This window comes from Dyella sp. 333MFSha, assembly GCF_900102405.1.
Classification (GTDB): domain Bacteria; phylum Pseudomonadota; class Gammaproteobacteria; order Xanthomonadales; family Rhodanobacteraceae; genus Luteibacter; species Luteibacter mycovicinus.
In genome coordinates this window covers 656,967-681,373 of sequence record NZ_FNBR01000002.1, presented here as the reverse complement: position 1 = coordinate 681,373, position 24,407 = coordinate 656,967, and the positions used below count along the sequence as shown (strand labels likewise).

Annotated in this window: 20 protein-coding genes and 1 pseudogene; 16 read left to right on the top strand and 5 right to left on the bottom strand. The window is 64.8% G+C overall.

Translation table 11 applies throughout. The features are described 5' to 3' along the window. Positions 1–52 precede the first annotated feature (52 nt). Both BLT40_RS10360 and BLT40_RS10355 read right to left on the bottom strand, forming a co-directional pair. The gene (locus tag BLT40_RS10360; RefSeq protein ID WP_090352879.1) at positions 53–751 is read right to left on the bottom strand and encodes a YecA/YgfB family protein; all 699 of its coding nucleotides are present in this window, start codon (positions 749–751) and stop codon (positions 53–55) included. A gap of 9 nt (positions 752–760) precedes the next feature. Continuing rightward, positions 761–2,131, bottom strand: coding sequence for a glutamate--cysteine ligase (locus BLT40_RS10355; protein ID WP_036109768.1), 1,371 nt, complete (start codon positions 2,129–2,131; stop codon positions 761–763). Positions 2,132–2,379: 248 nt separating this feature from the next. Here BLT40_RS10355 and BLT40_RS20445 point away from each other — a divergent pair, with 248 nt between their 5' ends. From BLT40_RS20445 to BLT40_RS10335, 4 genes and pseudogenes are all read left to right on the top strand, one after another. Beyond that, positions 2,380–2,718 carry a DUF3800 domain-containing protein gene (locus BLT40_RS20445; RefSeq protein ID WP_218124545.1) on the top strand — a complete coding sequence of 113 codons (339 nt, stop codon included), beginning with the start codon at positions 2,380–2,382 and terminating at the stop codon, positions 2,716–2,718. Positions 2,719–2,757: 39 nt separating this feature from the next. Further along, positions 2,758–3,062 (top strand): annotated as a pseudogene (locus tag BLT40_RS10345) (DUF1153 domain-containing protein). A 20-nt stretch (positions 3,063–3,082) separates the two neighbouring features. Then, on the top strand, positions 3,083–3,880 hold the full coding sequence (locus tag BLT40_RS10340; protein ID WP_143025869.1) for an IS3 family transposase: 798 nt from the start codon (positions 3,083–3,085) through the stop codon (positions 3,878–3,880). A gap of 15 nt (positions 3,881–3,895) precedes the next feature. Further along, on the top strand, positions 3,896–4,489 hold the full coding sequence (locus tag BLT40_RS10335; RefSeq protein ID WP_218124544.1) for a DUF3800 domain-containing protein: 594 nt from the start codon (positions 3,896–3,898) through the stop codon (positions 4,487–4,489). Between the two features lie 222 nt (positions 4,490–4,711). On the opposite strand, the gene rho is transcribed toward BLT40_RS10335, so the two are convergent. Both rho and trxA read right to left on the bottom strand, forming a co-directional pair. Continuing rightward, positions 4,712–6,583, bottom strand: a complete 1,872-nt coding sequence (rho, locus tag BLT40_RS10330) for a transcription termination factor Rho (protein WP_090352872.1) — start codon at positions 6,581–6,583, stop codon at positions 4,712–4,714. A gap of 151 nt (positions 6,584–6,734) precedes the next feature. Then, positions 6,735–7,061, bottom strand: a complete 327-nt coding sequence (gene trxA, locus BLT40_RS10325; RefSeq protein ID WP_043696284.1) for a thioredoxin TrxA — start codon at positions 7,059–7,061, stop codon at positions 6,735–6,737. 431 nt (positions 7,062–7,492) lie between these two features. Here trxA and BLT40_RS10320 point away from each other — a divergent pair, with 431 nt between their 5' ends. From BLT40_RS10320 to BLT40_RS10265, 12 genes are all read left to right on the top strand, one after another. Continuing rightward, positions 7,493–9,256 carry a DEAD/DEAH box helicase gene (locus BLT40_RS10320; protein WP_090352870.1) on the top strand — a complete coding sequence of 588 codons (1,764 nt, stop codon included), beginning with the start codon at positions 7,493–7,495 and terminating at the stop codon, positions 9,254–9,256. A 200-nt stretch (positions 9,257–9,456) separates the two neighbouring features. Continuing rightward, the gene (gene ftsE, locus BLT40_RS10315; protein WP_036109778.1) at positions 9,457–10,134 is read left to right on the top strand and encodes a cell division ATP-binding protein FtsE; all 678 of its coding nucleotides are present in this window, start codon (positions 9,457–9,459) and stop codon (positions 10,132–10,134) included. Beyond that, complete coding sequence (gene ftsX / locus BLT40_RS10310; protein ID WP_043696277.1) at positions 10,131–11,111, top strand: permease-like cell division protein FtsX; 981 nt, start codon at positions 10,131–10,133, stop codon at positions 11,109–11,111. Before ftsE ends, ftsX begins: the two co-directional genes overlap by 4 nt. Positions 11,112–11,126: 15 nt before the next feature. Continuing rightward, positions 11,127–11,966 (top strand): response regulator, encoded by an 840-nt coding sequence (locus BLT40_RS10305; protein WP_051943227.1) that lies wholly within the window; start codon positions 11,127–11,129, stop codon positions 11,964–11,966. Continuing rightward, complete coding sequence (gene ung / locus BLT40_RS10300; protein ID WP_090352868.1) at positions 11,963–12,670, top strand: uracil-DNA glycosylase; 708 nt, start codon at positions 11,963–11,965, stop codon at positions 12,668–12,670. The genes BLT40_RS10305 and ung overlap by 4 nt, the downstream gene beginning before the upstream one ends. Before the next feature lie 241 nt (positions 12,671–12,911). Further along, positions 12,912–13,772, top strand: coding sequence for an RNA polymerase sigma factor RpoH (gene rpoH, locus BLT40_RS10295; RefSeq protein ID WP_036109786.1), 861 nt, complete (start codon positions 12,912–12,914; stop codon positions 13,770–13,772). A gap of 82 nt (positions 13,773–13,854) precedes the next feature. Continuing rightward, the gene (locus BLT40_RS10290) at positions 13,855–14,535 is read left to right on the top strand and encodes a response regulator transcription factor (RefSeq protein WP_079522281.1); all 681 of its coding nucleotides are present in this window, start codon (positions 13,855–13,857) and stop codon (positions 14,533–14,535) included. Then, positions 14,519–15,892: a sensor histidine kinase gene (locus BLT40_RS10285; RefSeq protein ID WP_255363988.1), complete on the top strand. Its 1,374-nt coding sequence runs from the start codon at positions 14,519–14,521 to the stop codon at positions 15,890–15,892. Before BLT40_RS10290 ends, BLT40_RS10285 begins: the two co-directional genes overlap by 17 nt. A gap of 80 nt (positions 15,893–15,972) precedes the next feature. Then, complete coding sequence (locus BLT40_RS10280) at positions 15,973–19,173, top strand: efflux RND transporter permease subunit (RefSeq protein WP_036109790.1); 3,201 nt, start codon at positions 15,973–15,975, stop codon at positions 19,171–19,173. Next, the gene (locus tag BLT40_RS10275; protein WP_090352866.1) at positions 19,163–20,338 is read left to right on the top strand and encodes an efflux RND transporter periplasmic adaptor subunit; all 1,176 of its coding nucleotides are present in this window, start codon (positions 19,163–19,165) and stop codon (positions 20,336–20,338) included. Before BLT40_RS10280 ends, BLT40_RS10275 begins: the two co-directional genes overlap by 11 nt. Beyond that, the gene (locus BLT40_RS10270) at positions 20,325–21,818 is read left to right on the top strand and encodes an efflux transporter outer membrane subunit (RefSeq protein ID WP_254857302.1); all 1,494 of its coding nucleotides are present in this window, start codon (positions 20,325–20,327) and stop codon (positions 21,816–21,818) included. Before BLT40_RS10275 ends, BLT40_RS10270 begins: the two co-directional genes overlap by 14 nt. A 97-nt stretch (positions 21,819–21,915) precedes the next feature. Further along, positions 21,916–23,337, top strand: a complete 1,422-nt coding sequence (locus BLT40_RS10265; protein ID WP_090352864.1) for a coniferyl aldehyde dehydrogenase — start codon at positions 21,916–21,918, stop codon at positions 23,335–23,337. A gap of 68 nt (positions 23,338–23,405) precedes the next feature. Here the strand turns inward: BLT40_RS10265 and tal are convergent, their stop codons facing one another. Then, positions 23,406–24,359, bottom strand: a complete 954-nt coding sequence (gene tal, locus BLT40_RS10260; protein WP_036109799.1) for a transaldolase — start codon at positions 24,357–24,359, stop codon at positions 23,406–23,408. Positions 24,360–24,407 lie beyond the last annotated feature (48 nt).

Sequence of the window (24,407 nt, the reverse complement as noted above, 5' to 3'; positions counted from 1 at the left end):
TTTGTGGGTGACCTTCAGGCCAGTCGAACGGGATCGTGCGTGGGGCGCGCTCCTACAGGCCTTCGGCGCCGTGGCATTTTTTGAATTTCTTGCCGCTGCCGCATGGGCAGACGTCGTTGCGGCCGACTTTCGACTCGTCGCGCTGTACGGGCTTGCCGTGCCGCGGATGGCGGCGACGGTAGAGCTGGGCGAGCTGGAACGGGATCTCGTTGAGCAGATTCATCCGCTCCTCGAACGACGGCAGGGCCACCGTCGGTGTGCCCGGGTCCGGATCGGTCTGATCCGCCGTCAAGGTCAGCAGCATGCCGACGAACGGATAGGTCTTTTCATCCAGCCACTCGGACCATTCCTCCTCCCACTCGCTGAGGGCGAAGCGAAAGCCGAGCGCCCAGTCGCTCGCGAGCGGGAAGTCGCCATCGTACGAAGCGACGTCCTCGATCTCGTCGAATTCCTCGGGCGAGTCGATGAAGGGCAGGGCGTCTTCCGCCAGTACCTTGGGATCGCCCGACACGCGTGCCTCGATCACCGCCCAGAATTCCTTGAGCAGCGTGGCGACCTCCGCGTGCACGGCCTCGGACTCCCAGGGCGTCGCCTCGTCGGTGTCGAGGATCGCCATGCAGTCGTCGATGTCGACGTCGGCCGGGCCCACGATCGCCGCCGAGAAGAGCCCGTCCAGCGTCTCCAGCGAATAGCGGTTGGTCGAGATCAGGAGGTCGTCGAGACGGCCCAGGCGCGTTTCATTCATCTGCATGGCAATGACTCAGTAAGCGTAGTCGCGGAACACGGGGTCGACGCTGCCGTTCCATTCGCTCTGGAAGAGCTCGAGCTTGGTGTCGGCCTGGGTTTTGCCGGAGAGGGCGATCTCTTCCAGCGGTTCGAGGTAGACGGATTCGTCGACGCCGCGGTGACCGGTGCGGTTGCGCCGCTTGAGGCCTTCCCGGGCGATCTTCACCGCCTCCAGTGACAGCTCGCGCACGCTGTGGTCGCGGAAGCGAAGCGCGAGCGCCTCCTTCGGTACGCCGTCACGCAGCGCATGGCGCTCGGCCTTCGTGAAGTCCTTCACGAGGTCCCATGCGGCGTCCAGCGCGGTGTCGTCGTACAGCAGGCCCACCCAGAACGCGGGCAGTGCGCACAGCGAGTTCCACGTGCTGGTATCGGCGCCGCGCATCTCGAGGTACTGCTTCAGGCGCACCTCGGGGAAGGCGGTGGTCAGGTGATCGGCCCAGTCGCGCATGTTGGCCTTCTCGCCCGGCAAGGCGGCCAGCTCACCACGCATGAACTTCTTGAAGTCCTGGCCGGACAGGTCGACATACTTGCCGTCGCGATAGCTGAAGTACATCGGCACGTCGAGGATGTAGTCGACGTAGCGCTCGTAGCCGAAACCGTCTTCGAAAACGAAGTCGAGCATGCCCGTGCGATCGGCGTCGGTATCGGTCCAGACGTGCGAACGATACGACTTGTAACCGTTGGGCTTGCCTTCGGTGAAGGGGGAGTTGGCGAACAGCGCCGTGGCGATCGGCTGCAGCGCGAGGCCCACGCGGAACTTCTTCACCATGTCCGCCTCGGTCGCGTAGTCGAGGTTGACCTGCACCGTGCAGGTGCGCGTCATCATGTCGAGGCCGAGCGAACCGACCTTGGGCATGTACTCGCGCATGATCTTGTAGCGGCCCTTGGGCATCCACGGCATCTGGTCGCGACGCCACTTGGGCTGGAAGCCCATTCCCAGGAAGCCGATGCCGAGTTCCTCGGCCACCGAGCGGACTTCCTTCAGGTGGTTGGTGACTTCGTCGCAGGTCTCGTGAATCGTCTCCAGCGGCGCACCGGAGAGCTCCAGCTGCCCGGCCGGTTCGAGGGTGATGTTCGCCATGCCCTTGGTCAGCGCGACCGGGGTGTCGCCTTCACGGGCCACGTCCCAGCCGAAGCGCGTCGCCAGGGTCTCCAGTAGCTGGCGGATGCCCGGACGGTCCCCGTCGAACGGTGGCGGGGTGAGGTCGTCGCTGTAGAAGCCGAATTTCTCGTGCTCCGTTCCGATGCGCCAGGCTTCACGCGGCTTCTCGCCCCTGGCGAGATAGGCGACCAGATCGTCACGGTCGCCGATGGGCGTGCTCTTGGCGGCGCTGGGGATGGACACGGGGCTTTCCTTGAAGAGGGGGCTTTTTGGCCGGATGCGGCCCAGATGGGGGCGCATGCCCGCCGGGAAAAGGTGGCATGCCGGCGGCGCAGGGTAGCAAATGCGTCGGCGAGTCGGTGAAAACGAGGAGGTCGGGACCTTCTGCCCTTGCCGACCCTGGCGCTCGTCAGTCGCGCAGCTATCCAGGCATGCGTCGATGCTTCCTATACTCTGGCGGCAATATGCATCGACAAGGGAGTCATGAGGCGATGACCGTCAAGCGAAGGTCAAGCAAGGAGCAAGAGCCTGAGGCGTTGCCGACCGGCCAATGGGTGCTGCCGTTGTCGCCCGGGGTCGATCACGCGGTCGATGAGGCTCTGGCCGTGGCGCCAGCAGGCCGGTTCAGTAACTACGTCGTTTACGTTGACGAGAGCGGCGATCATGGTCTTGAAACCGTAGACCCGAACTATCCTGTTTTCGTGCTGGCATTTTGTGTCTTTCACAAAGGGCATTATGCGGATGCCATCGTCCCCGCGATCGAGTCATTCAAGTTCAGGCACTTCGGGCATGACATCGTCGTGCTTCACGAACATGTAATGACCCACTGAAATCCTGCTCAGGTGTTACTTTCCCAAGGGAGCACCCCCATGAGCATCGTGATGGAAGAAGAAATTAAGCGCTGGACGGCCCGCCGCAAGTCGGCATTGGTCCTGGAAGTGATCCAGGGCAAGACGTCCATATCCGAAGCCAGTCGCCAGTTTGATCTGCCGCCTTCGGAGATCGAAGGGTGGGTTGAAGATGCGAAGCGCGGCATGGAAAACGCCTTGCGGGCCAAGCCGGAAAACAGTACGAGCGTCAATTGAAAGACCTCCAGGAAGCCTACGGCGAGGCCATGCTGGAGCTGCGCGCACGAAAAAAATTGAGCTCCCTGCTGGGCAAGGACGAGACCTGATGGTCTCCCTTCAGCAGGGATTGCTTGCCGATGGTTTCGAGGTCTCCATGGTCAAGCTATGCCACTGGTTTGGCGTGGCGAGGCGGACGGTCTATTACCGTTCGGTCAAGGCGCCTCCGAAGATCCAGGAGGCGATCGCTGCGCCGGTGAAAGCCCTTATCGAAGCGGAGCCGTCGTTCGGCTATCGTACCGTCGCCGGCCTGCTTGGCATGAACAAGAACACGGTCCAGCGCATCTTTCAGCTCAAGGGCTGGCAGGTGCGCAAACGGCCGATTGGCCAGCGTCCACGTATCCAGGCACTGCCCTCGGTCGCCACGCGGCCGGACGAGCGCTGGTCGACGGATCTGTGCCGGGTCTGGGGTGGCAAGGACGGCTGGCTCAGCTTGGCGTTGGTCATCGATTGCCATACCCGCGAACTTCTTGGCTGGCATTTGTCGCGCAGTGGCAAGGCCAGCACCGCCACCGGCGCGCTGGAGCAGGCCTTAATCAGTCGCTTCGGCACGCTGGGAAGGGTCAATGCGCCGTTCTTGCTTCGATCCGACAACGGCCTGGTCTTTACCAGTCGCAAGTACACCAGCCTGGTACGTAGCTACGGGCTGCAACAGGAGTTCATCACGCCGCATTGCCCGCAGCAAAACGGCATGGTCGAGCGGGTCATCCGCACCTTGAAGGAGCAGTGCGTGCACCGGCATCGCTTCGAAAGCCTGACCCATGCGATGCGCACGATCGGCGACTGGATCCACTTCTACAACCATCAGCGACCCCATCAGGCGCTGAAGATGAAAACACCCGCTCAAGCGTATGCTTTAGCGGCCTGACCTGTGCAGGAAGTGGTGGGTCATTACAAACACGACATACGGAAGGAAAAGGGAATCTTCCGCTTCAACAATCGCCTGGAAAAGGAAGTTTTTCTTGACGAGCTCACTGGGTTGATCGACACGAGCAACTTTATTCTGATCAGCTGCGTCATCAGCAAGGCGAGGCTCAGGGAGCGTGCTCAGCTTGAAAGCAATCCATACCATCTGGCTCTCGGATTCTGTCTCGAGACGCTGTTTGAGCTTGTTGAGGAGAAAGAACAGGGCGATCGTCCGACTCACGTCGTCGTTGAGTGCCGAGGTAAAAAAGAAGATCGTGATCTGGAGCTGGAATTCCGGAGAATTTGTGACGGCGCTAACAGGTGGGGGCGCCAGCTGCCATTCGCCATTAAATTCGCCGACAAGAAGACCAACTCCTCCGGACTGCAACTCGCCGATCTCGTAGCCCGGCCCATCGGTCTGTCGGTCCTTCGACCGCAAAGCCCTAATCGGGCATTTGAGGTGCTCAAGCGTAAGTTCTTCTGCAAAGGAGGGCGCAAAAAGCTTGGCGTCGACTTCGAAGGGTGGGGGCTCAAGCTTTTCCCTGACGCAGAAAGCGAAAAGCCCCGGTGAACTCACCGAGGCTATGACGCCGACCGGGAACCCCCAGTCCACTTAGGCGTGAAGTTTAGAACGGGGGCCGCCAGTGGCACAAGGCACCCCCCCCTTCGCCGTCGATACGTTGCAAATTCTCGCGCGAGCCTCTCACTTGCCTGACCGGCGCGTGTGCTGGCACTCCAAAGACGAAGAGGCCGCCCGATGGGCGGCCTCTTCGCAAGATCCGGTGCGGCGCGATCAGCGCTTCATCGAATTGAAGAACTCGTCGTTGGACTTCGTGTTCTTCATCTTGTCGAGCATGAACTCCATCGCGGCGAGCTCATCCATCGGGTGCAGCAGCTTGCGCAGGATCCAGATCTTGGCGAGCAGGTCCGGATCGATGAGCAGATCTTCGCGGCGGGTGCCCGAGCGGTTGATATCGATGGCCGGATAGACGCGCTTCTCGGAGATACGACGGGACAGGTGCACTTCCATGTTGCCGGTGCCCTTGAACTCTTCGTAGATCACCTCGTCCATCTTGGAGCCCGTGTCGGTCAGCGCGGTGGCGATGATCGTCAGGCTGCCGCCTTCCTCGACGTTACGCGCCGCGCCGAAGAAGCGCTTGGGGCGCTGCAGGGCATTGGCGTCGACACCGCCGGTGAGGACCTTGCCGGAGCTCGGTACCACGGTGTTGTAGGCACGGGCCAGGCGGGTGATCGAGTCGAGCAGGATCACCACGTCCTTCTTGTGCTCGACCAGACGCTTGGCGCGCTCGATCACCATTTCGGCGACCTGCACGTGGCGAACGGCCGGCTCGTCGAAGGTCGAGCTGATGACTTCGGCGCGAACCGTGCGCGCGATTTCCGTGACTTCCTCAGGGCGCTCATCGATCAGCAGCATGATCAGATGGACGTCCGGATGGTTGTACTGGATAGCCTGCGCGATGTTCTGCAACATCATCGTCTTACCGGATTTCGGCTGGGAGACGATGAGGCCACGCTGGCCGCGGCCGATGGGTGCGACCAGATCGAGAATGCGGCCCGTGATGTCCTCGGTGGACCCGTTGCCGCGCTCGAGCTTGAACGACTTGCGCGGGAACAGCGGGGTGAGGTTCTCGAACAGCAGCTTGTTCTTCGACGCCTCCGGCGGATCGCCGTTGATGTCGTCGACCTTGAGCATCGCGAAGTAACGCTCGCCTTCCTTGGGATGGCGGACGCGTCCGGTGATGTAATCGCCCGTGCGCAGGTTGAAGCGGCGGATCTGGCTGGGGGAGACGTAGATGTCGTCCGGGCCGGCCAGGTACGACTCGTCGGCCGAGCGCAGGAAGCCGAAGCCGTCCTGGAGGATTTCCAGCACGCCCTCCGCCCAGATGCCGCCGCCCGAACGGGCGTGGGCCTTCAGGATATTGAAGACGACGTCCTGCTTGCGCTGGCGGGCCACGCCCTCGCGGACACCGAGCGACTCGGCGAACTCGAGCAGTTGGATGGCGTTCTTGCGCTTGAGTTCGGTCAGGTTGATCAGGCGATCGTTGCTGCCGGCGTCGGCGTTCTCGTCATCGTCGACGGGATAACCGTTGTTGTTGTTGCGCGGGTGCTGGTAGTTGCCGCCGTTGCCGGGGTTACCGCCACCTGGGCGCTGCTGGTTGTTCCGGTCGCCACGGTCGCCGCGGTCGTTGCGTTCGTTCCGGCGACGACGGCCCCGGCCCTCGCGCTCGTTGTTCGGGTTATTCGGGTTGTTCGGGTTGTTACGGTCGTTGCGATTCGGCTGCTGGTTGGGGTTGTCGCCCCGGGCCTGCTGCTGACCGCCCTGACCCTGACCGCCGCCCTGCGAAGGGGCAGGCTGGCCGCCATCGCGCGTTTCATTCGACGGGGACGCAGGACGCGGCTCCGCCGGTGACGCCGGCGCGTTGCTCAACTGCAACTCGGCCTGCGGCGCCGGTGTCGGTACCGGAGGCAGCGGCGGCGGAGACTTGACCGCCGGCGGCGCGACGGGAGCCGGCGCGGGTGCGCTCGTCTCTACCGCGGGTGCGGCGGCTGGCGCCTTTCGGCGCGTACGGGGACGCGGTTCGGTCGCAGGCTGATCGCCGGCGCCCTTGGCGTCGATGGAATCTTTAGTTTCGATATCGGACACGGGCAAACCTCACGGGGCGCCGTTAAAAGAAGAAGGGAGAGGGTTCGCGACTGGAGGGGACAAGCGGTGTCCCGGCGAACTCCTAGAGCCTAGCATCGCGTGAGGCGCGGCGTAAAGCGCCTCACGCGGCGGCGTGGGTGAAACGGGGAATTCAGAGGGACTTTTCGATGAACTGGGTCAGCTGACCCTTGCCGACGGCGCCGATCTGGGTGCCGGCGACCTTGCCGTCCTTGAAGATCATCAGGGTCGGGATGCCGCGGACGCCGAACTGGCGGGGCGTCTGCTGGTTTTCGTCGATGTTGATCTTGACGATTTTCAGTTTGCCTTCGTACTCGCCGGCCAGTTCATCGAGCACCGGAGCGATCGACTTGCACGGGCCGCACCACTCGGCCCAGAAATCGAGCAGGACCGGGGTGTCGGAATCGAGGACTTCCTGCTGGAAGGCAGAGTCGCTCGTATGGGTGATCTTTTCGCTCACCGTGATCTCCAGAATGGGGGTAATAGGGGGTTGACGACCGTGACGCCTGCATCGGCTACACTAAGGAGCCTCATGTCGCGGGTCCAACCGGAACCGAAGGTCTTGGCCATTGCAGCCGCTGGCCCTCATTCCAACGCAACTAGGGGCGCGATTCAAGCGATTCAAGGGCGCCGACGGGATGGTTTCCGTTGACATAGGTGAAAAGGTTAATCGTTTCAAGCCTCTTCACCTATGCCAGCGGGAACCCTCGGGTCGCGCGCCGCCGCCTCCGGCCATCGTGCGCCGGGCGCGTCGTCTGGCCGCCGGACTGACACCTGGCCGCCCCCGACTCTCCCGTGACGCCGGCCGGATCACCCACCGTCCCGAGGCCCGCCCGGCCGCCGGGATGCCGTCGCGCCTCCGCGCGACGAGACGCCAGGCCATTCATACCTATGTCCCAAACCGTTCTCACCGATGTCTTCTACGAAAACCTCGACCTTCATCCGCTTCTCCATCAGGGCCTTGCCGCCGCCGGCATCACCCGCTGCACGCCCATCCAGGCGCTGACCCTGCCGCTCGCCCTGACGGGCCGTGACGTAGCGGGTCAGGCGCAGACGGGCACGGGCAAGACCTTCGCCTTCCTGGTCGCCCTGATGGACCGCCTGCTGAAGCATCCGGCCGCGCCCAACCGCCGCGACGCGGATCCGCGCGCCCTGATCATCGCGCCGACGCGCGAACTGGCCATCCAGATCGAGAAGGACTTCCAGACCATCGGCAAGGCCACCGGTCTGCGCAGCGCGCTCATCTACGGCGGCGTCGATTACGACAAGCAGCGCCAGCAGCTGCGCGACGGCTGCGACATCATCATCGCCACGCCGGGTCGCCTGCTCGACTACCACAAGCAGGACGTGTTCGGCTTCGGCTCGGTCGAAGTCATGGTCATCGACGAAGCCGACCGCATGTTCGACCTTGGTTTCATCAAGGACGTCCGCTTCATCTTCCGCCGCCTGCCGGCCCGCGAGCAGCGTCAGGTGCTGCTGTTTTCCGCCACGCTGAGCCATCGCGTGCTGGAGCTGGCCTACGAGCACATGCACGAGGCCGAAAAGCTGGTCGTCGAGACGGAAAACGTCACCGCCGACCGCGTCCGCCAGGTCGTCTACTTCCCGTCCAAGGAAGAGAAGATGCCGCTGCTGCTCAACCTGCTCGAAGAGACCAAGGCCGAGCGCAGCATCATCTTCGTCAACACCAAGGCCGCCGCCGAGCGCATCACCGATCGTCTCAAGCGCCACAACTTCCGTGTCGGCGCCATCTCGGGCGACGTGCCGCAGGTCAAGCGCCAGAAGCTGCTGCAGCGTTTCCAGGACGGCCAGATCGACATGCTCGTGGCGACCGACGTCGCCGCGCGCGGTCTGCATATTCCCGCCGTCAGTCACGTCTTCAATTACGACCTGCCGCAGGATGCCGAGGACTACGTGCACCGCATCGGCCGTACGGCCCGCCTGGGCGCTGAAGGCGACGCGATCAGCTTCGCCTGCGACCTCTACGCGATGGGCCTTCCGGACATCGAGACGTACATCAACCAGAAGATTCCGACCGCCTCGATCGAAGCGAAGATGCTGGTGATGCCGGCGCCGCGCCCGCGCGCCGACGGCGTGCAGGACGAAGTCGAGGATCCGAACGATACGGGCGGTCACATCCCGACGCGCGGCGCACCGCCGGAGAAGGGCGGTCGTGGCGGTCGGGAGGGTGGTCGTGGCGGTTCCCGCTCGGGCGAGCGCTCCGGCAGCCGCGAGCGTCGCCCGCGCCCGCCGCGCGAGGACACCCCGGTCGGTGGCTTCACCGCCGCCTCCACGGAGGTCCCGGTAAAGACCGTGATCGTTGCCGAGTCGGTCGAGGAGCTGCCGCCCGCTGCCGAGGCCATCGCTGCCGATGGCGCCCCGAAGAAGCGTCGCCGCCGTCGCGGTGGTCGTGGCCGCGGCGCGCGCGAAGGCGTGGAGAACGTCGAGGGTAGCGGCGCCACCGATCAGGCCGCAGGCCCGAAGGCAGCCGCCCCGTCGCGTCACGCGGATGGTCAGTCGCGTCAGGGCAGCCGCCCGTCGCGTCAGGTCGCAGCGAACCGCCCGACCGCTGCCGCTGCCGCTCCGGCGCCTGCACCGCATACGCATGAGAAGGTCGGTTTCTTCCGCCGCATCGGCCGGCTGTTCGGCGGTCGGTAAACCCACGACCGGTAGGAGCGCGCCCCGCGCGCGAAAAGCCAACGAAGCAATGAAGCGGCACCCCATCACCGCTTCGTAGGCCTTTCGCGCCCCGCGCGCGCTCCTGCATCCCGTCCGGCACATGCCCGGCACGTTCCACCCCGCACAACCCACCCGACATCCCTTATCCTCTGGGGTCCAACGGGCCAACAGGTAATGCGGTGATCGGTTTCGATCTGGTGAGCAAACGATACGAGGGCGGTCACCAGGCCCTTACCGATGTATCGTTCCAGGTCGCGGCCGGTGAAATGGCCTTCGTTACCGGGCATTCCGGCGCCGGCAAGAGCACCCTGCTCAAGTTGCTGGCTATGATCGAACGGCCGACCAACGGCGTCGTCACCCTCGACGGCCAGAAACTCAATACGGTCCGCTCGTCGGATATCCCGCGCATCCGCCGCAAGCTGGGCATGGTCTTTCAGGATCACCGCCTGCTCCTGGATCGCACGGTCTTCGCCAATGTCGAACTGCCGCTGGTGATCGCCGGCGTGGCGCCGGCCGACCGGTCGCGTCGCGTGCGCGCCGCTCTGGAAAAGGTCGGCCTGCTCAGCTACGAAAAACAGCTGCCCGAGGCGCTGTCCACGGGTGAGCAGCAGCGCGTCGGTATCGCGCGCGCGATCGTCGCGAAGCCGGCGGTCCTGATTGCCGACGAACCGACGGGCAACCTCGATCCACAGCTGGCCATGGAAATCATGACCCTCTTTGCGGAATTCCAGCAGGTCGGCACGGCCGTCCTCGTGGCCAGCCACGACCTCATGCTGATCAAGCGAATGAAGAAGCGGGTGGTCGTACTCGATCACGGCAAGCTGGTGGCCGACGTGCCTGCGACGGAGGTCGTATGAATACCGTTCGCGAATCCCGTCGTCCGCCGGAGCCGCCGAAGACCCAGCGCAGCGAAGGGCGCAAGGTCGGCGCCTGGCGCGAGCATCACGCCTGGAGCCTGTCGATCAGCTGGCGCCGTCTGGCGGCCCGGCCGCTCAGCACGTTGCTGACCGTCGCCGTCATGGGCGTGGCCCTGGCTCTGCCGCTCGCGTTCTACCTCCTGCTCGGCAACGTCGAGCGTATGGGCGACGCGCTGGGCCGCAACCAGTCGATCAGCGCCTTCATGAAGCCGGGCCAGAACGCGGCCATGGCGGAAACCGCCGCCTCCGCGCTGCGCGGGCGCCCGGAAGTGGCGGACGTCGTCGTTCGCACGCCCAAAGACGGGCTCGATGAGCTCGCCGAAGTCCAGGGGTTTTCCGGCTCCCTGCAGTCCCTCGACGTCAATCCGCTCCCATACGTCCTCTCGGTCCAGCCCCGGCCGGGTCTGGCGGCTGACGATGCCGGACGCCTGGTCGATGCGATGAAGGCCACGCCGGGCGTCGACATGGTTCAGGACACCGGCGCATGGCGACAGCGTCTCGATGCGCTGCTTGGCGTGGGTACACGGGCGGTGAGTCTGCTGGCGGCCTTACTGGGTATCGCGGCCCTTCTGGTGGTCGGCAACACCATTCGTGTCGATATCCAGAGCCGCAGCGCGGAGATCGGTGTGCTGCTGCTTATCGGTGCCAGCCGTCCCTTCGTTCGCCGTCCTTATCTCTACGCGGGCATCTGGCTCGGGTTTCTTGCCGGCGTTCTGGCCGTGGTGCTGGCTGTCGTGCTCGAACTTGCGATGGCCGGCCCGGTGGGACGTCTTGCGGCCGCGTACGATGGCAGTGTGAGCTTCGGCGGGTTGCCCGCGTGGTTGTTGCTTTCGGTACCCGTCGCCGCCGCGTTGCTCGGCTGGCTGGGTGCCCGTCTGGTGAGTGCACGACAGATCCGTCGCGCCGCGGCGGTCTAGACAAGGGGATTTGGGGTGGCGACTCACATCGGTTCAGGCGTTGCCGGCGCGGCGCCGCGGATTCTCCTGGTCGACGGCTCCAAGGTCGTCCGCCAGCTGATTTCGCGCGTGGTCAGCGCCGAGGTGCCGGGCGTCGAGATCGTGGGCGTCTCCACCGGCGCGGAGGCGCAAGCCGAACTGCAGCGAGGGGTCTTCGACTTCGTCACCGTGGCGCTGCGGCTGCCCGACATGGACGGGCTGGACATCGCACGCTTCGTGCGCGAATCCGCGCCGCAGATCTACATGCCGATCGTCGTCGTCTCCGGTGACGTGGAAGAGCGTCTTCATCGCCGGGAACTCGGCGAGTTCGTCACCGACTACTTCGACAAGTCACTGGGCTTCGGCGCGCTGGCCGAATTCATCCGTGGCTACGTGCGCCCGGAAGGCGGTGCCGAGGGCGAGGTGCTGTACGTCGAGGACAGTCGTGTGGTCGCCCTGGCCACGCGCCGCATGATGGAAAAGTACGGCCTGACGGTGCACCACGTGATCAGTGCCGAAGACGCCATCGTATACCTGCACGAGGCGAAGGCCCGCGGCGACATGGGCGCCGACATCGTTCTTACCGACGTCAGCCTCAAGGGTGAACTCACCGGTGGCGATCTCGTGGAACGTATCCGCAACGAGTTCGGCTACGGCAAGGGGCAGCTGCCCACGCTGATCATGACCGGCGACGAAAACCCCGCGAACCAGGCCGCGTTGCTGCGCGCCGGCGCGAACGATCTCGTCGAGAAGCCGGTGGAAGAAAAGTTGCTGATCACGAAGCTGTTGTTCCAGTTGCGGGTGGCGCTACACCTGCGCGAAAGGGCGGAAGGTTGAACGAGCGGGTCAAGCTGGAAACATCGTGGAAGGAGCGGATCGGCGATTACCTCGATCGTCCGGAGATGCTGGCGCTGTCGGCATTTCTGCGCGACGAGAAGGCGGCGGGGAAGGTCATCTACCCGCCCGGTCCCGAGATCTTCAATGCGTTCGCGCACACGCCTTTCGATCGCGTACGCGTCGTGATCCTCGGCCAGGATCCGTACCACGGTCCCGGACAGGCGCACGGCCTGAGCTTTTCGGTGCGGCCCGGCGTCCGCGTGCCGCCCTCGCTGCAAAACATGTTCAAGGAGATCGAGGCCAGCTTCGGTATACCGCGCCCCGACCACGGATGCCTCACACCCTGGGCCGATCAGGGTGTGCTGTTGCTCAACGCCGTGCTTACGGTGGAAGCGGGACAGGCCGCATCGCACCAGGGCAAGGGATGGGAAGGATTTACCGATGCGGCGATCGACGCCCTCAACCGCGAGCGCGAGGGCCTGGTCTTCCTGCTTTGGGGTAGCCATGCCCAGAAGAAGGGCCAGCTGATCGACGCCAGGCGCCACAAGATTCTGCGCAGCGTGCATCCGTCGCCGCTGTCGGCGCATCGCGGTTTTCTGGGCTGCGGGCACTTCGCCGACACGAACGCGTACCTCGAATCACGCGGGGAGGCGCCGATCGACTGGTCGCTGCCGCCAAAGGCCGCTTTGGTCTCCGCCCTTTAAAGTCAGCTTCAAGCCCCAACAACTGTAGCAACGGCGGACACATAGCCGCCGTCGACGCCTTCGGCGCCGCGTTTTCGCGGCCGGGGAGCCGTCTGCCTCCTGAACACCCCGGCACCGACTCTGGACAGGCCGGGGGTATTTCTGTACCATAGCGTACAGTTAACCGATGAACTTCGGGCTGACTTAGCACTCTCACATCGGGACTGCTAATCTGCATACAGACTTTCAGGAGGTTCCACACATGTCCCAAGCACTCGTTACCCGTAACTACGGGCTCCCGAGCGTCGTCGGCAGTCTGGATTCCTACATCTCGGCGGTTCATCGCATCCCGGTGCTCAGCCTTGACGAGGAGCAGTCGCTGGCGCGCCGCTTCCGTGACGACGCCGATCTTGACGCCGCCAAGCAGCTCGTTATGTCCCACCTGCGTTTCGTGGTCCATGTGGCCCGCGGCTATAACGGCTACGGCCTGCAGCTGTCGGACCTCATCCAGGAAGGCAACATCGGCCTGATGAAGGCGGTCAAGCGTTTCGACCCGGATCAGGGCGTTCGCCTGGTGAGCTTCGCGGTGCACTGGATCCGTGCCGAGATGCACGAGTTCATCCTGCGCAACTGGCGCATCGTGAAGGTCGCCACGACCAAGGCGCAGCGCAAGCTGTTCTTCAACCTGCGCAAGAGCAAGAAGCGCCTGGGCTGGATGAATGCCGAAGAAGTCCGTGTCGTCGCTCACGACCTGGGTGTCCCGGAAGCCACCGTCCGCGAGATGGAATCGCGTCTGTCGGGTCGTGACGTGGGCTTCGAAGCCCCGGCCGATGCCGATGACGACGACAAGCCGGCACCGGCCGCCTTCCTCGTCGACGAAGGCGCCGACCCGTACGACAACCTCGCCGAGGAAGACGCGAGCAACAACCAGATGGGCGCGCTGTCGTCGGCGCTCGGCAACCTGGATGCCCGCTCGCGCGACATCATCCAGCGTCGCTGGCTGGCGGAAGACAACAAGGCCACGCTGCAGGATCTTGCGGACGAGTACGGTGTTTCCGCCGAGCGTATCCGTCAGATCGAAGCGAATGCCATGAAGAAGATGCGCGTCGCCATCGCGGCCTGAGTGCCCCGTTCGGCGTAAGATCCGGAGCGGCCCCCTCGTGGGGCCGTTTTCCGTTGCCCCTTTGAGTCAGGAGTCGAAGCGGATGCCCAGGGCACTGGTCATCGAAGACGATGAAGTCACCGCCCGCGACATCGTCGCGGAGCTGAGCGCGCACGGCCTGACGGCCGAGTGGGTGGCCAATGGCCGCGACGGGCTGACCCGCGCGCTGGCCGATGGCTACGACATCATCACTCTCGACCGCATGCTTCCCGGCATGGACGGTATCGACATCGTGTCCGCGCTGCGTGAGCGACGTATCGATACGCCTGTGCTGATGATCAGCGCGCTGTCCGATGTCGACGAACGCGTGCGCGGTCTGCGCGCCGGCGGCGACGATTATCTGACCAAGCCGTTTTCACCGGACGAACTGGCCGCGCGAGCGGAAGTGCTGCTGCGTCGTCGCCGGCCCGCCGCCAACGAAACCCGCCTGCGTGTCGCCGACCTCGAACTCGACCTGGTCAGGCACAACGCGCTGCGCGGCGGTCAGCCGCTCACGCTGCTGCCCACCGAGTTTCGCCTGCTCGAATTCCTCATGCGCAATGCCGGTCAGGTCGTCACGCGGCAGATGATTTTCGAGCACGTCTGGGGATTCCATTTCGATCCGGGCACCAACGTGATCGACGTCCATATCGGACGCCTGCGCCGCAAGATTGACGGCACGGGGCAGGCGCCTCTGATTCGTACCGTTCGTGGATCGGGGTATCTCCTTGCGCCCGCTGACTGACGCCTGGCGTTCCGCCACCTCACGACTGATCCTCATCTACGGGGCACTGTTCGCGATCTGGTGCGTCGTGTTGCTTGGCGTGGTGCAGTGGGAGGCGTCACGCTACCTGTCGCGCGTGGTCGACCAGATGCTGGTCGCACGCATCCATTATCTGGAAGGCACCGACGCGCGGAACCTTCCAGACACGGTGGCGACGGCCAGTGCGGTCGACGTCCAGGGCTTCATGCGCGTGGGCCTGTTCGATGCCCATGGCCGGCGCGTCGCCGGCAACATCGCCCGCGTACCGGATGAACTGAGCGAGGACGGCACCGTGACCTCGGTGAAGGCCATGCTGGTGGATGCCTCGCGCGATACGCCGATGCGGGCACGCGGCATCACGCGGGAGCTCCCCGACGGACGCCGCCTGGTCGTGATCAAGGACAGCACCACGATCGACGGCCTCGGTGCGATCATCCGGCGCGGCCTGCTCTGGGGTCTGTCGCTCACGTTGATCCCGGGCGTACTGGGCGGCGTGCTCATCGCACGAGGGCCAGCCCGCCGCATCCGTGCGATTCAGCAAGCCATGGAGCCCATCCGCGAAGGCGACCTAAGCGTGCGTCTGCCCGTGAGCCGCGGCGGCGACGAGGTCGACCTGCTCGCCGCGACGGTCAACACCACGCTGGGCGAAATCGAGCGCCTCCTGGGTGAGGTCAAGGGCGTCAGCGACAACATCGCCCACGACCTTCGCACACCGCTGACGCGCATGCGCACGCGGCTGTACCGTCTGCAGCAACAGTTCGCCGACACGCCCGAAGGCGATCAGCTGGAAGCGTGCGTCGCCGAGATCGATACGGTGCTGGGACGCTTCCGCGCGCTGCTGCGCGTGTCCGAGCTGGAAGATCGCCAGCGCAGCGCCTGCTTCGAGGACCTGGACATCGGCGCGGTCCTGCGCAATGTTCATGACTTCTATGCGCCGCTCGCCGAGGACCGCGGGCAGGCTTTCGAGATCCGGCTGGACAAACTGCCGCCGCTGCGAGGCGATCCGCAACTGATGTTCGAGGCGTTCGCCAACCTCGTCGGCAACGCGATCAAGTTCACTCCGGACGGCGGGGCGGTTCGCCTCGTCGCGACCACCGACGCCGCCGGCGACGCGCGGATCGATATCGCCGATACCGGCCCCGGTATTCCCGAGGGCGAGCGCGAGGCGGTGTTCCGTCGTTTCTACCGCGGGGACGAAACCCGTACCAAGCCCGGTTGCGGTCTGGGGCTGGCCATCGTCAGCGCGATCGTTCGTCTGCACGGGTACTCGCTGTCGGTCGGTGGGGACGAAAAAGGCGCTGTGTTTTCAGTCATCTGCCCCCCGGTCGTTAGCTCATAAACAAATCTTAACTACGACGACGATCGTCATGGGCGCAAAATTCGCCGCGACGCAACATTCGCGCACGGAATCCGTCCCTCATGATTGGCATCGTCCGGATCGCACTCTCGCGACCGTATACCTTCGTCGTCCTCGCCCTGCTGATCCTCATCGTGGGTCCGCTGGCCGCGCTGCGCACGCCGACGGATATCTTTCCCGACATCAAGATTCCCGTCATCGCGGTGGTCTGGCAGTACACCGGCCTGCCGCCGGATCAGATGGTCGGCCGCGTGTCGTCGCCCTTCGAGCGGGTGCTCACCACCACGGTCAATGACGTCGAGCACATCGAGGCCAACTCGATCCAGGGCTTCGGCATTGTCAAGATCTTCTTCCAGCCGACGGTGGACATCCGCACGGCGAACGCGCAGGTCACCGCCGTGGCCCAGACGCTGCTGCGCCAGCTGCCCGCGGGCACGACACCACCGCTGATCCTCAATTACAACGCCTCGACGGTGCCGATCATCCAGCTGGCGCTCTCCGGTGACGGCCTGACCGAGCAGAACCTGGCCGATCTGGGCCTCAATATCATCCGACCCCAGCTGACCTCGGTGGCCGGCGCCGCCATTCCGTATCCGTTCGGCGGCAAGACCCGCCAGGTGCAGATCGACATCGATCCGCCGGCTTTGCAGGCCCGCGGACTGTCGGCGCAGGACGTGGCCAACGCCCTCGCGGCGCAGAACCTGATCACGCCGGTGGGTACGCAGAAGATCGGTAAGTACGAATACACCCTGCAGCTCAACAACTCGCCCTCGGTGATCGACGAACTGGGCAACCTGCCGGTGAAGACGGTCAACGGTGCCACCGTGTTTATCCGCGACGTCGCCAATGTGCGCGACGGATCGCCGCCGCAGACCAACATCGTCCACGTCGACGGCAACCGCTCGGTGCTGATGACGGTGCTGAAGAACGGTTCCGCTTCCACGCTGGCGATCATCGCCGGCATCAAGGAGCGCGTGGCGGCAATGAAGGACGGTCTTCCGGCCAATCTCAAGATCGCACCGATCGGCGACCAGTCCCTGTTCGTCAGCGGGGCTATCGAGGGCGTGGCCCGCGAGGGCATCATCGCGGCGGCGCTCACGAGTCTGATGATCCTGCTGTTCCTCGGCAGCTGGCGCTCGACGGTCATCATCGCCACATCGATTCCGCTGGCGATCCTCGGCTCGATCGCCGCGCTCTCGGCGATCGGCGAGACCATGAACATCATGACCCTGGGTGGCCTGGCGCTCGCCGTCGGCATCCTGGTGGACGACGCGACGGTGACCATCGAGAACATCAACTGGCATCTCGAGCAGGGCAAGGACGTGGAGACCGCGATCCTCGACGGCGCGGCGCAGATCGTCACCCCGGCCTTCGTCTCGTTGCTGTGCATCTGCATCGTCTTCGTGCCGATGTTCTTCCTCAACGGCGTCGCCCGCTTCCTCTTCGTGCCGATGGCCGAGGCGGTGATGTTCGCGATGATCGCCTCGTTCATTCTCTCGCGCACGCTGGTGCCGACGATGGCGAAGTATCTGCTTCATCCGCACGATCACGACGACCCCCACGGCGAGGGCAAGGCGCCGTCGCGCAATCCCCTGGTGCGTTTCCAGCGTCGCTTCGAAGCGCGCTTCGAGAAGATCCGCGAGAGCTACCACGGACTGCTGCGGCTGGCCCTGGATCATCGCAAGGCGTTCGTGATCGGATTCATGGGTTTCGTCGTGTTGTCTTTCGCGCTGGTGCCGATGCTCGGTCGCAACTTCTTCCCTTCGGTGGATTCGGGGCAGATCCTCATGCACGTCCGTGCGCCGATCGGTACGCGCGTGGAGGAGAGCGCACGTCTGTTCGCCGAAGTGACCGACGCCGTACGCCGCATCGTACCCAGGGAAGAGCTCGGCACCGTCGTCGACAACATCGGCCTGTCCTCGTCGGGCATCAACAACACGTACAACAACACCGGTACGGTCGGTTCGCAGGACGGCGACATCCAGATCGCGCTCAACGAGGGGCACGCGCCAACCGCCGACTACGTGCGCGAGATGCGCGAGAAGCTGCCGCGTGAGTTTCCGGGCGTGACCTTCTCCTTCCCGCCGGCGGACATCATCAGTCAGATCCTGAACTTCGGCTCGCCCGCACCGATCGACCTGCAGGTGCGTGGTCCGAACCTCGACGCCAATTTCGGTTACGCCAGCCGGCTGCTGCGCGATATCCGCAAGATTCCGGGCGTGGCGGATGCGCGCATCCAGCAATCGAACGCCAGTCCGACGCTGAAGGTCGACGTCGACCGCAGTCGTGCGCAGCAGGTCGGTATCACCGAGCGTGACGTCACCAGCAGCCTGGGCGTCAACCTGGCCGGCTCCAGTCAGATCGCACCAACGTTCTGGCTCAATCCGCAGAACGGTGTGTCCTATCCGATCGTGATGCAGACGCCTCAGTACAGCATCGACTCGCTGCCGGACCTCGAGAACGTTCCGATCAGCCCGAGCACGGGCAGTGGCGGCTCGCAGGTCCTCGGCGGCCTGGCCACGGTCTCGCGCACGACGTCGAGTTCGGTGGTCAGCCAGTACAACATTCAGTCGATGGTGGAGATCTTCGCGACGACGCAGGACCGCGATCTGGGTGCGGTCGCCGCGGACATCCAGAAAGTGATCGACGCGAACAAGAAGTTCCTGCCGAAAGCGTCCAGCACCGCCTTGCTCGGTCAGGTGCAGACGATGAACAGCGCCTTCTCCGGCCTGATCTTCGGTCTGCTCGGCGCGATCGTGCTGATCTACCTGCTGATCGTGGTGAACTTCCAGTCGTGGAGCGATCCTTTCGTGATCGTCACGGCGCTGCCGGCCGCTATCGCGGGCATCATCTGGATGCTGTTCGCCACGCATACGACCTTGTCGGTGCCCGCGCTTACCGGCGCGATCATGTGCATGGGTGTGGCCACAGCCAACTCCATCCTGGTCGTGAGCTTCTGTCGCGAGCGGCTCGCCGAACTCGGCGACGCGACCGCCGCGGCGCTCGAGGGCGGCTTCGTCCGCTTCCGTCCCGTCCTCATGACCGCGCTGGCGATGATCATCGGCATGGCGCCGATGGCACTCGGCATGGGCGAAGGCGGTGAGCAGAACGCGCCGCTCGGTCGCGCCGTCATCGGTGGCCTGATCTTCGCCACCACCGCCACGCTGTTCTTCGTCCCCGTCGTCTTCAGCATGATCCACGCGCGCCGTGGTCACCCGTCCCCCACCCCGGCGAATTCCGGAGAGCCCGTCCATGTCGCCTGATACCTTGCACACCCCTCCGCCGCGCCGTCTCCGTCTCGCGGGCATCATCGCCGCGATCGTGGTTCTCGCCATCGTCGTCGCCGGCGTCGCCACACGCGCCAACGACTCGCATAAGTTGCGCGAGTGGACCGACGATCAGGCCGTGCCCACGGTGAACGTGGTCAGCCCGGAAGGCGGGCAGGGCGGCGGAGACCTCAACCTTCCCGGCCGGCTGCAGGCCTATGCCCGTGCGCCCATCTACGCGCGTACCAGCGGCTACCTGAAATACTGGAAGGCCGACATCGGCCAGAAGGTGAAAGCGGGCGACGTGCTCGCCGAGATCGAGACCCCCGATCTCGACCAGCAGCTGCTCCAGGCGAAAGCCGATCTCGCCAGTGCGCGTGCCAACGAGGCGCTGGCGCAGACCACGGCGAAGCGCTGGAAGTCCATGCGCGACTCGGATTCGGTCTCCAAACAGGAAGTCGACGAGAAGACCGGTGACTACGACGCCAAGCACGCGCTGGCGACCGCGGCGCAGGCGAACCTCGAACGCATTCAGGCACTCAAGGGCTTCGCGAAGCTGACCGCACCCTTCGACGGTACGGTGACCGCGCGCGAGACCGACGTCGGCGCGTTGATCAACGCCGGTGGCGGTGGCCAGGAACTGTTCGTCGTGTCGGACACGCGCAAGCTGCGCATGTACGTCAACGTGCCGCAGAACTACGCGCCGTCGATCAGACAGGGCGCCACGGTAAAGCTCACTGTGCCGGAATACCCCGGCCAGACCTTCACCGGTACGGTCGAATCGTCGTCGTCGTCGATCAGCGCGGCGACCGGCACCACGCTCGTGCAGGTATCCGTCGACAACCAGGACGGCAAGTTGCTGCCGGGTGCGTACGCGAGCGTCACCTTCGACCTTCCCGGCAACGTGGCACTCTTCAACGTGCCGGCAAGCGCGCTCGTCTTCGACGAGAAGGGCCTGCGCGTGGCGGTGCTCGATGCGCAGAACAAGGTGAAGTTCAAGGACGTCACCATCTCGCGCGATATGGGCAAGACCGTGCAGCTCGGCTCGGGCATCGCGAAGGGTGACCGGCTGATCGAGAGTCCGCCCGACGGCCTCGCCGATGGCGACACGGTCCGCGTCAACGCGCCGAAGAAAGCGGAAGCCGACCATGCCAAGGCGTGATTCCACACGGCAGCGGACCGGCCTGGCCATGCGGGCCGTGATGGGAGCCAATCCTTTCGGTGAAGGCTCCCCGACACGATCGATCCTCGCCGGCCTCGTGGTCTCACTGGGCCTGTCAGCCTGCTCCCTCGCACCCGCGTACAAGACCCCCGACGTCCCCGTCGCCCCGCAATACGCCAACGCGGAATCGCCGTGGACCGAAGCCAGGCCCGCCGATCACCTCGATCGCGACGGCTGGTGGAAGCTCTACGGCGACAGCCGCCTGAATGACCTGCAGACAAAGCTCGTCGCGAATAACGCGTCACTCGCGGCCGCACTCGCCCACTACGAACAGTCCGAGGCGTTCACGCGCCAGGTCCGTGCGGGGCTGTTCCCGCAGATCGGCCTGAACGGTAACGGCACGCGTAACCGCGAGTCGGACACGCGTCCGCTTCGCGGCGCCACGTCGCCGACTTACTACAACTCGTACACCATCGGCGCGCAGCTCGACTACGAGATCGACCTGTGGGGTCGCGTGCGTGACACCGTCACCGCGGGCACGGCGGAGCAGGCGGCATCCGCGGCGGATCTCGCCTCCGCACGCCTCAGTCTTCAGGCGCAGCTGGCTGACAGCTACCTCCAGCTCAATGGCTTCGATCGTCAAATCAAGGTGCTGAACGAAAGCATCGACGCCTTCGCGAAGGCGCTCAACCTGACGCAATCGCGCCATGAAGGGGGTATCGCTTCCGGTCTCGACGTCGCGCGTGCGCAGACGCAGTTGTCCAGCGCTAAATCGCAGCTGACCCAGGCGCAGGCACAGCGTTCGCTGGTGTTGCACGCCATCGCCGTCCTCGTCGGTGACTCGGCGTCGAGCTTCCAGCTCGCCACCGACGATGAGCAGGTCAAGGTACCGACGATTCCGGTCGAGGTGCCGTCGGTGATCCTGCAGCGTCGTCCCGACATCGCCGCGGCGGAACGTCGTACCGCCGCCGCCAATGCGCGTATCGGTGTGGCCAGGTCGGCGTTCTACCCGCAGCTGACGCTGGACGCACAGGGCGGTTGGCAAAGCTCGGCGTGGGGCAGCATCGCCACCGCACCGAACCGTTTCTGGGCGATCGGCCCCACGCTCGCGCTCAACCTGTTCGACGGCGGTCGCCGCAAGGCGGTCGTGGCGCAGGCACAGGCAGCGACCGATGAAGCTGGCGCGCGCTATCGCGATGTCGTACTGAATGCGTTCGCGCAGGTGGAAGACAACCTGACGCTGTTGCGCGATCTCGGCTCGGCGCTGAACGACCAGCGCGCCGCCGCCGATGCGGCGCAGCGTTCGGTCGACCTGTCGCTGAACCGGTACCGTGAAGGCGCGGTGGGCTACCTCGACGTGGTGCAGGCGCAGACGACCGCGCTGGACGCACGGCGTAGCGTGATCGATCTGGAGACGCGTCAGCTCCGGGCCAGTGTGCAGCTGATCCGTGCGCTGGGTGGTGGCTGGTCGACGACCTGAGGTTGTCGGTCGGCCTGTAGGAACGCGCCCCGCGCGCGAAAAGCCTACGCAGCGGTGAAGCCGCACATCTTCATCGCTGCGCAGGCTTTTCGCGCGCATGGCGCGCTCCTACACTAGGCTGATGCACGATACCTTGCAGCGCCAGAAAGCCGCCCAGCTCGCCGAAGGCCCTCCCTCGGCGTCGGTACGCATCGATCGCCTCGATCGCGCGATCGGCTTGCTCGTCGACCACGCCAGCGACATCACCGACGCGCTCCGCGAGGACTTCGGTCATCGCAGTGTCGACGCATCGATGTTCACCGACGTCGCCGCGTCCATCGAGCCGCTGAAGCACGCGAAGCGCCATCTGCGTCGGTGGATGCGGCGCGAACGACGTCCTGTCTCGCCCGCGCCGCTGGCGCTGATCGGCGCGCGTGCCTGGATCGACTATCAGCCCAAGGGCGTCGTCGGCGTCATCTCGCCGTGGAATTTTCCGTTCAATCTCACCTTTGCGCCTCTCGCAGGCATCCTCGCAGCGGGTAACCGCGCGATGATCAAACCTTCCGAATTCACACCGCGTTCGTCGGCACTGATGCAGCGAATGATCGGCAAGGCCTTCAATGAGACGGAGGTCGCGGTGTTCACGGGCGGCTCCGACGTCGGCGAAGCGTTTTCGCGTCTGCCCTTCGATCACCTGCTGTTTACCGGCGCGACATCGGTGGCGAAGCACATCATGCGCGCCGCGGCGGAAAACCTCGTACCGGTGACGCTGGAGCTTGGCGGAAAATCTCCCGCTATCGTAGGACGCGACGCCGATCTCGAACTCGCCGCGAGGCGACTTCTGTTCGGCAAGACACTCAATGCAGGTCAGGTCTGCGTCTCGCCCGATTACGCGCTGGTGCCGCGCAAGCACGTCGATGCCTTCGTCGATGCGCTGTCACGCTCGGTCGCATCGATGTTTCCGACGCTGCGAGACAATCCGGACTACACGTCCATCGTCAACGAGCGTCACCATGGCCGCCTGCTCGGGTACCTCGACGACGCGCGTGCGAAAGGCGCGACATTGAGGGTGCTCGGCAAGGGCGACGAACGTTTCGACGATCGCCGCATCGCGCCAACGGTGGTTCTGGGCGCCGACGATTCGATGGACATCATGCGTGACGAGATCTTCGGGCCGCTGCTCCCGATTCTCCCCTATGACGATATCGATGGTGCGGTCGACTACATCAATGCGCATGCGCGACCGCTGGCCCTGTACTACTTCGGCAACGACACCGGGGAGCAGGAGCGCGTGCTGGCGAAGACGGTCGCGGGAGGCGTCACGATCAACGACACCGTCATGCACCTGGCGATGGACGATCTGCCCTTCGGCGGCATCGGTCCTTCGGGCATGGGTGCCTACCACGGGCACGACGGGTTTCTCACCTTCAGCCACGCGCGGTCGGTGTACCGACAGGCCCGCTTCGACGTGACGGCCATGCTCAGGCCGCCGTATGGCACGACGATAAAGCGGCTGCTCTCTCTCAAGATCCGCCGGTAGATACCGGGCGACGGGCAAAAAGAAGGGGCCTCGCGGCCCCTTCGTCTTACACCCGGTCGCGCGTGGCTTTACAGCTTCGCGCCCAGCAGTGCCTCGAGCTTGCGCTGGTCGACCGCGAACTTGCGGATACCTTCCGCGAGCTTGTCGGTGGCCATCGCGTTTTCGTTGTGGCCCCAGCGGAATTTGGCCTCGTCGAGCCTGGCCGGCTTGTCTTCCCTGCGGCCGCTATCCTTCAGCGCGACCGGCAGGTCGTCGTTGTTCTCTTCCAGTTCCTTCAGCAGGTTGGGCGAGATGGTCAGGCGGTCGCAACCGGCGAGGGCCTGGATCTGGCCGATATTACGGAAGCTGGCGCCCATGACGACGGTCTCGTAGCCATGCAGCTTGTACCAGTCGTAGATGCGACGGACCGACTGCACGCCCGGGTCTTCGGCCGGCTCGTAGGTCTTCTTGTCGGTATTGGCGACGTACCAGTCGAAGATGCGGCCAACGAACGGCGAGATGAGGAACGCGCCGGCTTCGGCGCAGGCCACGGCCTGCTCGAAGCTGAAGAGAAGCGTCAGGTTGCAGTTGATGCCGTCCTTCTGGAGCTTCTCCGCCGCGCGGATGCCTTCCCACGTCGAGGCGAGCTTGATCAGGATGCGTTCTTTGTCGATGCCGATGTCTTCGTAGAAGCCGATCAGGCGCTTGGCCTTCTCGATCGAGGCGTTCGTGTCGAAGGAGAGGCGGGCATCGACTTCCGTGGAAACGCGGCCCGGGACGATCTTGAGGATCTCGCGGCCCACGAGCACGGCCAGGCGATCGCTGGCATCGGTCAGCTGCTGGTCGCGGCTGTTGCTCTGGCTCTTGGCCCACTGCACGGCTTCGTCGATGTAACCCGAGTAGGTCGGGATACCGGCGGCGGCCAGCAGCAGCGACGGATTGGTGGTCGCGTCTTCCGGCTTGTACTTGGCGATGGCGGTGATGTCGCCGGTGTCGGCCACGACGGTGGTGATTTTGCGCAGTTGCTCGAGCTGAGTGGTCACGTTGAGAGTTCCGTTACCTGATGAGACCCCTATTGTCGCGCCGTTCGA

Bases quoted from the DNA above. Each gene is read 5' to 3' on its own strand.
- BLT40_RS10280 (WP_036109790.1), top strand. From the start codon at position 15,973: ATGATTGGCATCGTCCGGATCGCACTCTCGCGACCGTATACCTTCGTC.
- BLT40_RS10265 (WP_090352864.1), top strand. From the start codon at position 21,916: ATGGCGCGCTCCTACACTAGGCTGATGCACGATACCTTGCAGCGCCAG.
- BLT40_RS10320 (WP_090352870.1), top strand. From the start codon at position 7,493: ATGTCCCAAACCGTTCTCACCGATGTCTTCTACGAAAACCTCGACCTT.
- BLT40_RS10360 (WP_090352879.1), bottom strand. From the start codon at position 751: ATGCAGATGAATGAAACGCGCCTGGGCCGTCTCGACGACCTCCTGATC.
- rpoH (WP_036109786.1), top strand. From the start codon at position 12,912: ATGTCCCAAGCACTCGTTACCCGTAACTACGGGCTCCCGAGCGTCGTC.
- ftsX (WP_043696277.1), top strand. From the start codon at position 10,131: ATGAATACCGTTCGCGAATCCCGTCGTCCGCCGGAGCCGCCGAAGACC.
- BLT40_RS10275 (WP_090352866.1), top strand. From the start codon at position 19,163: ATGTCGCCTGATACCTTGCACACCCCTCCGCCGCGCCGTCTCCGTCTC.
- BLT40_RS20445 (WP_218124545.1), top strand. From the start codon at position 2,380: ATGACCGTCAAGCGAAGGTCAAGCAAGGAGCAAGAGCCTGAGGCGTTG.
- BLT40_RS10270 (WP_254857302.1), top strand. From the start codon at position 20,325: ATGCCAAGGCGTGATTCCACACGGCAGCGGACCGGCCTGGCCATGCGG.
- BLT40_RS10290 (WP_079522281.1), top strand. From the start codon at position 13,855: ATGCCCAGGGCACTGGTCATCGAAGACGATGAAGTCACCGCCCGCGAC.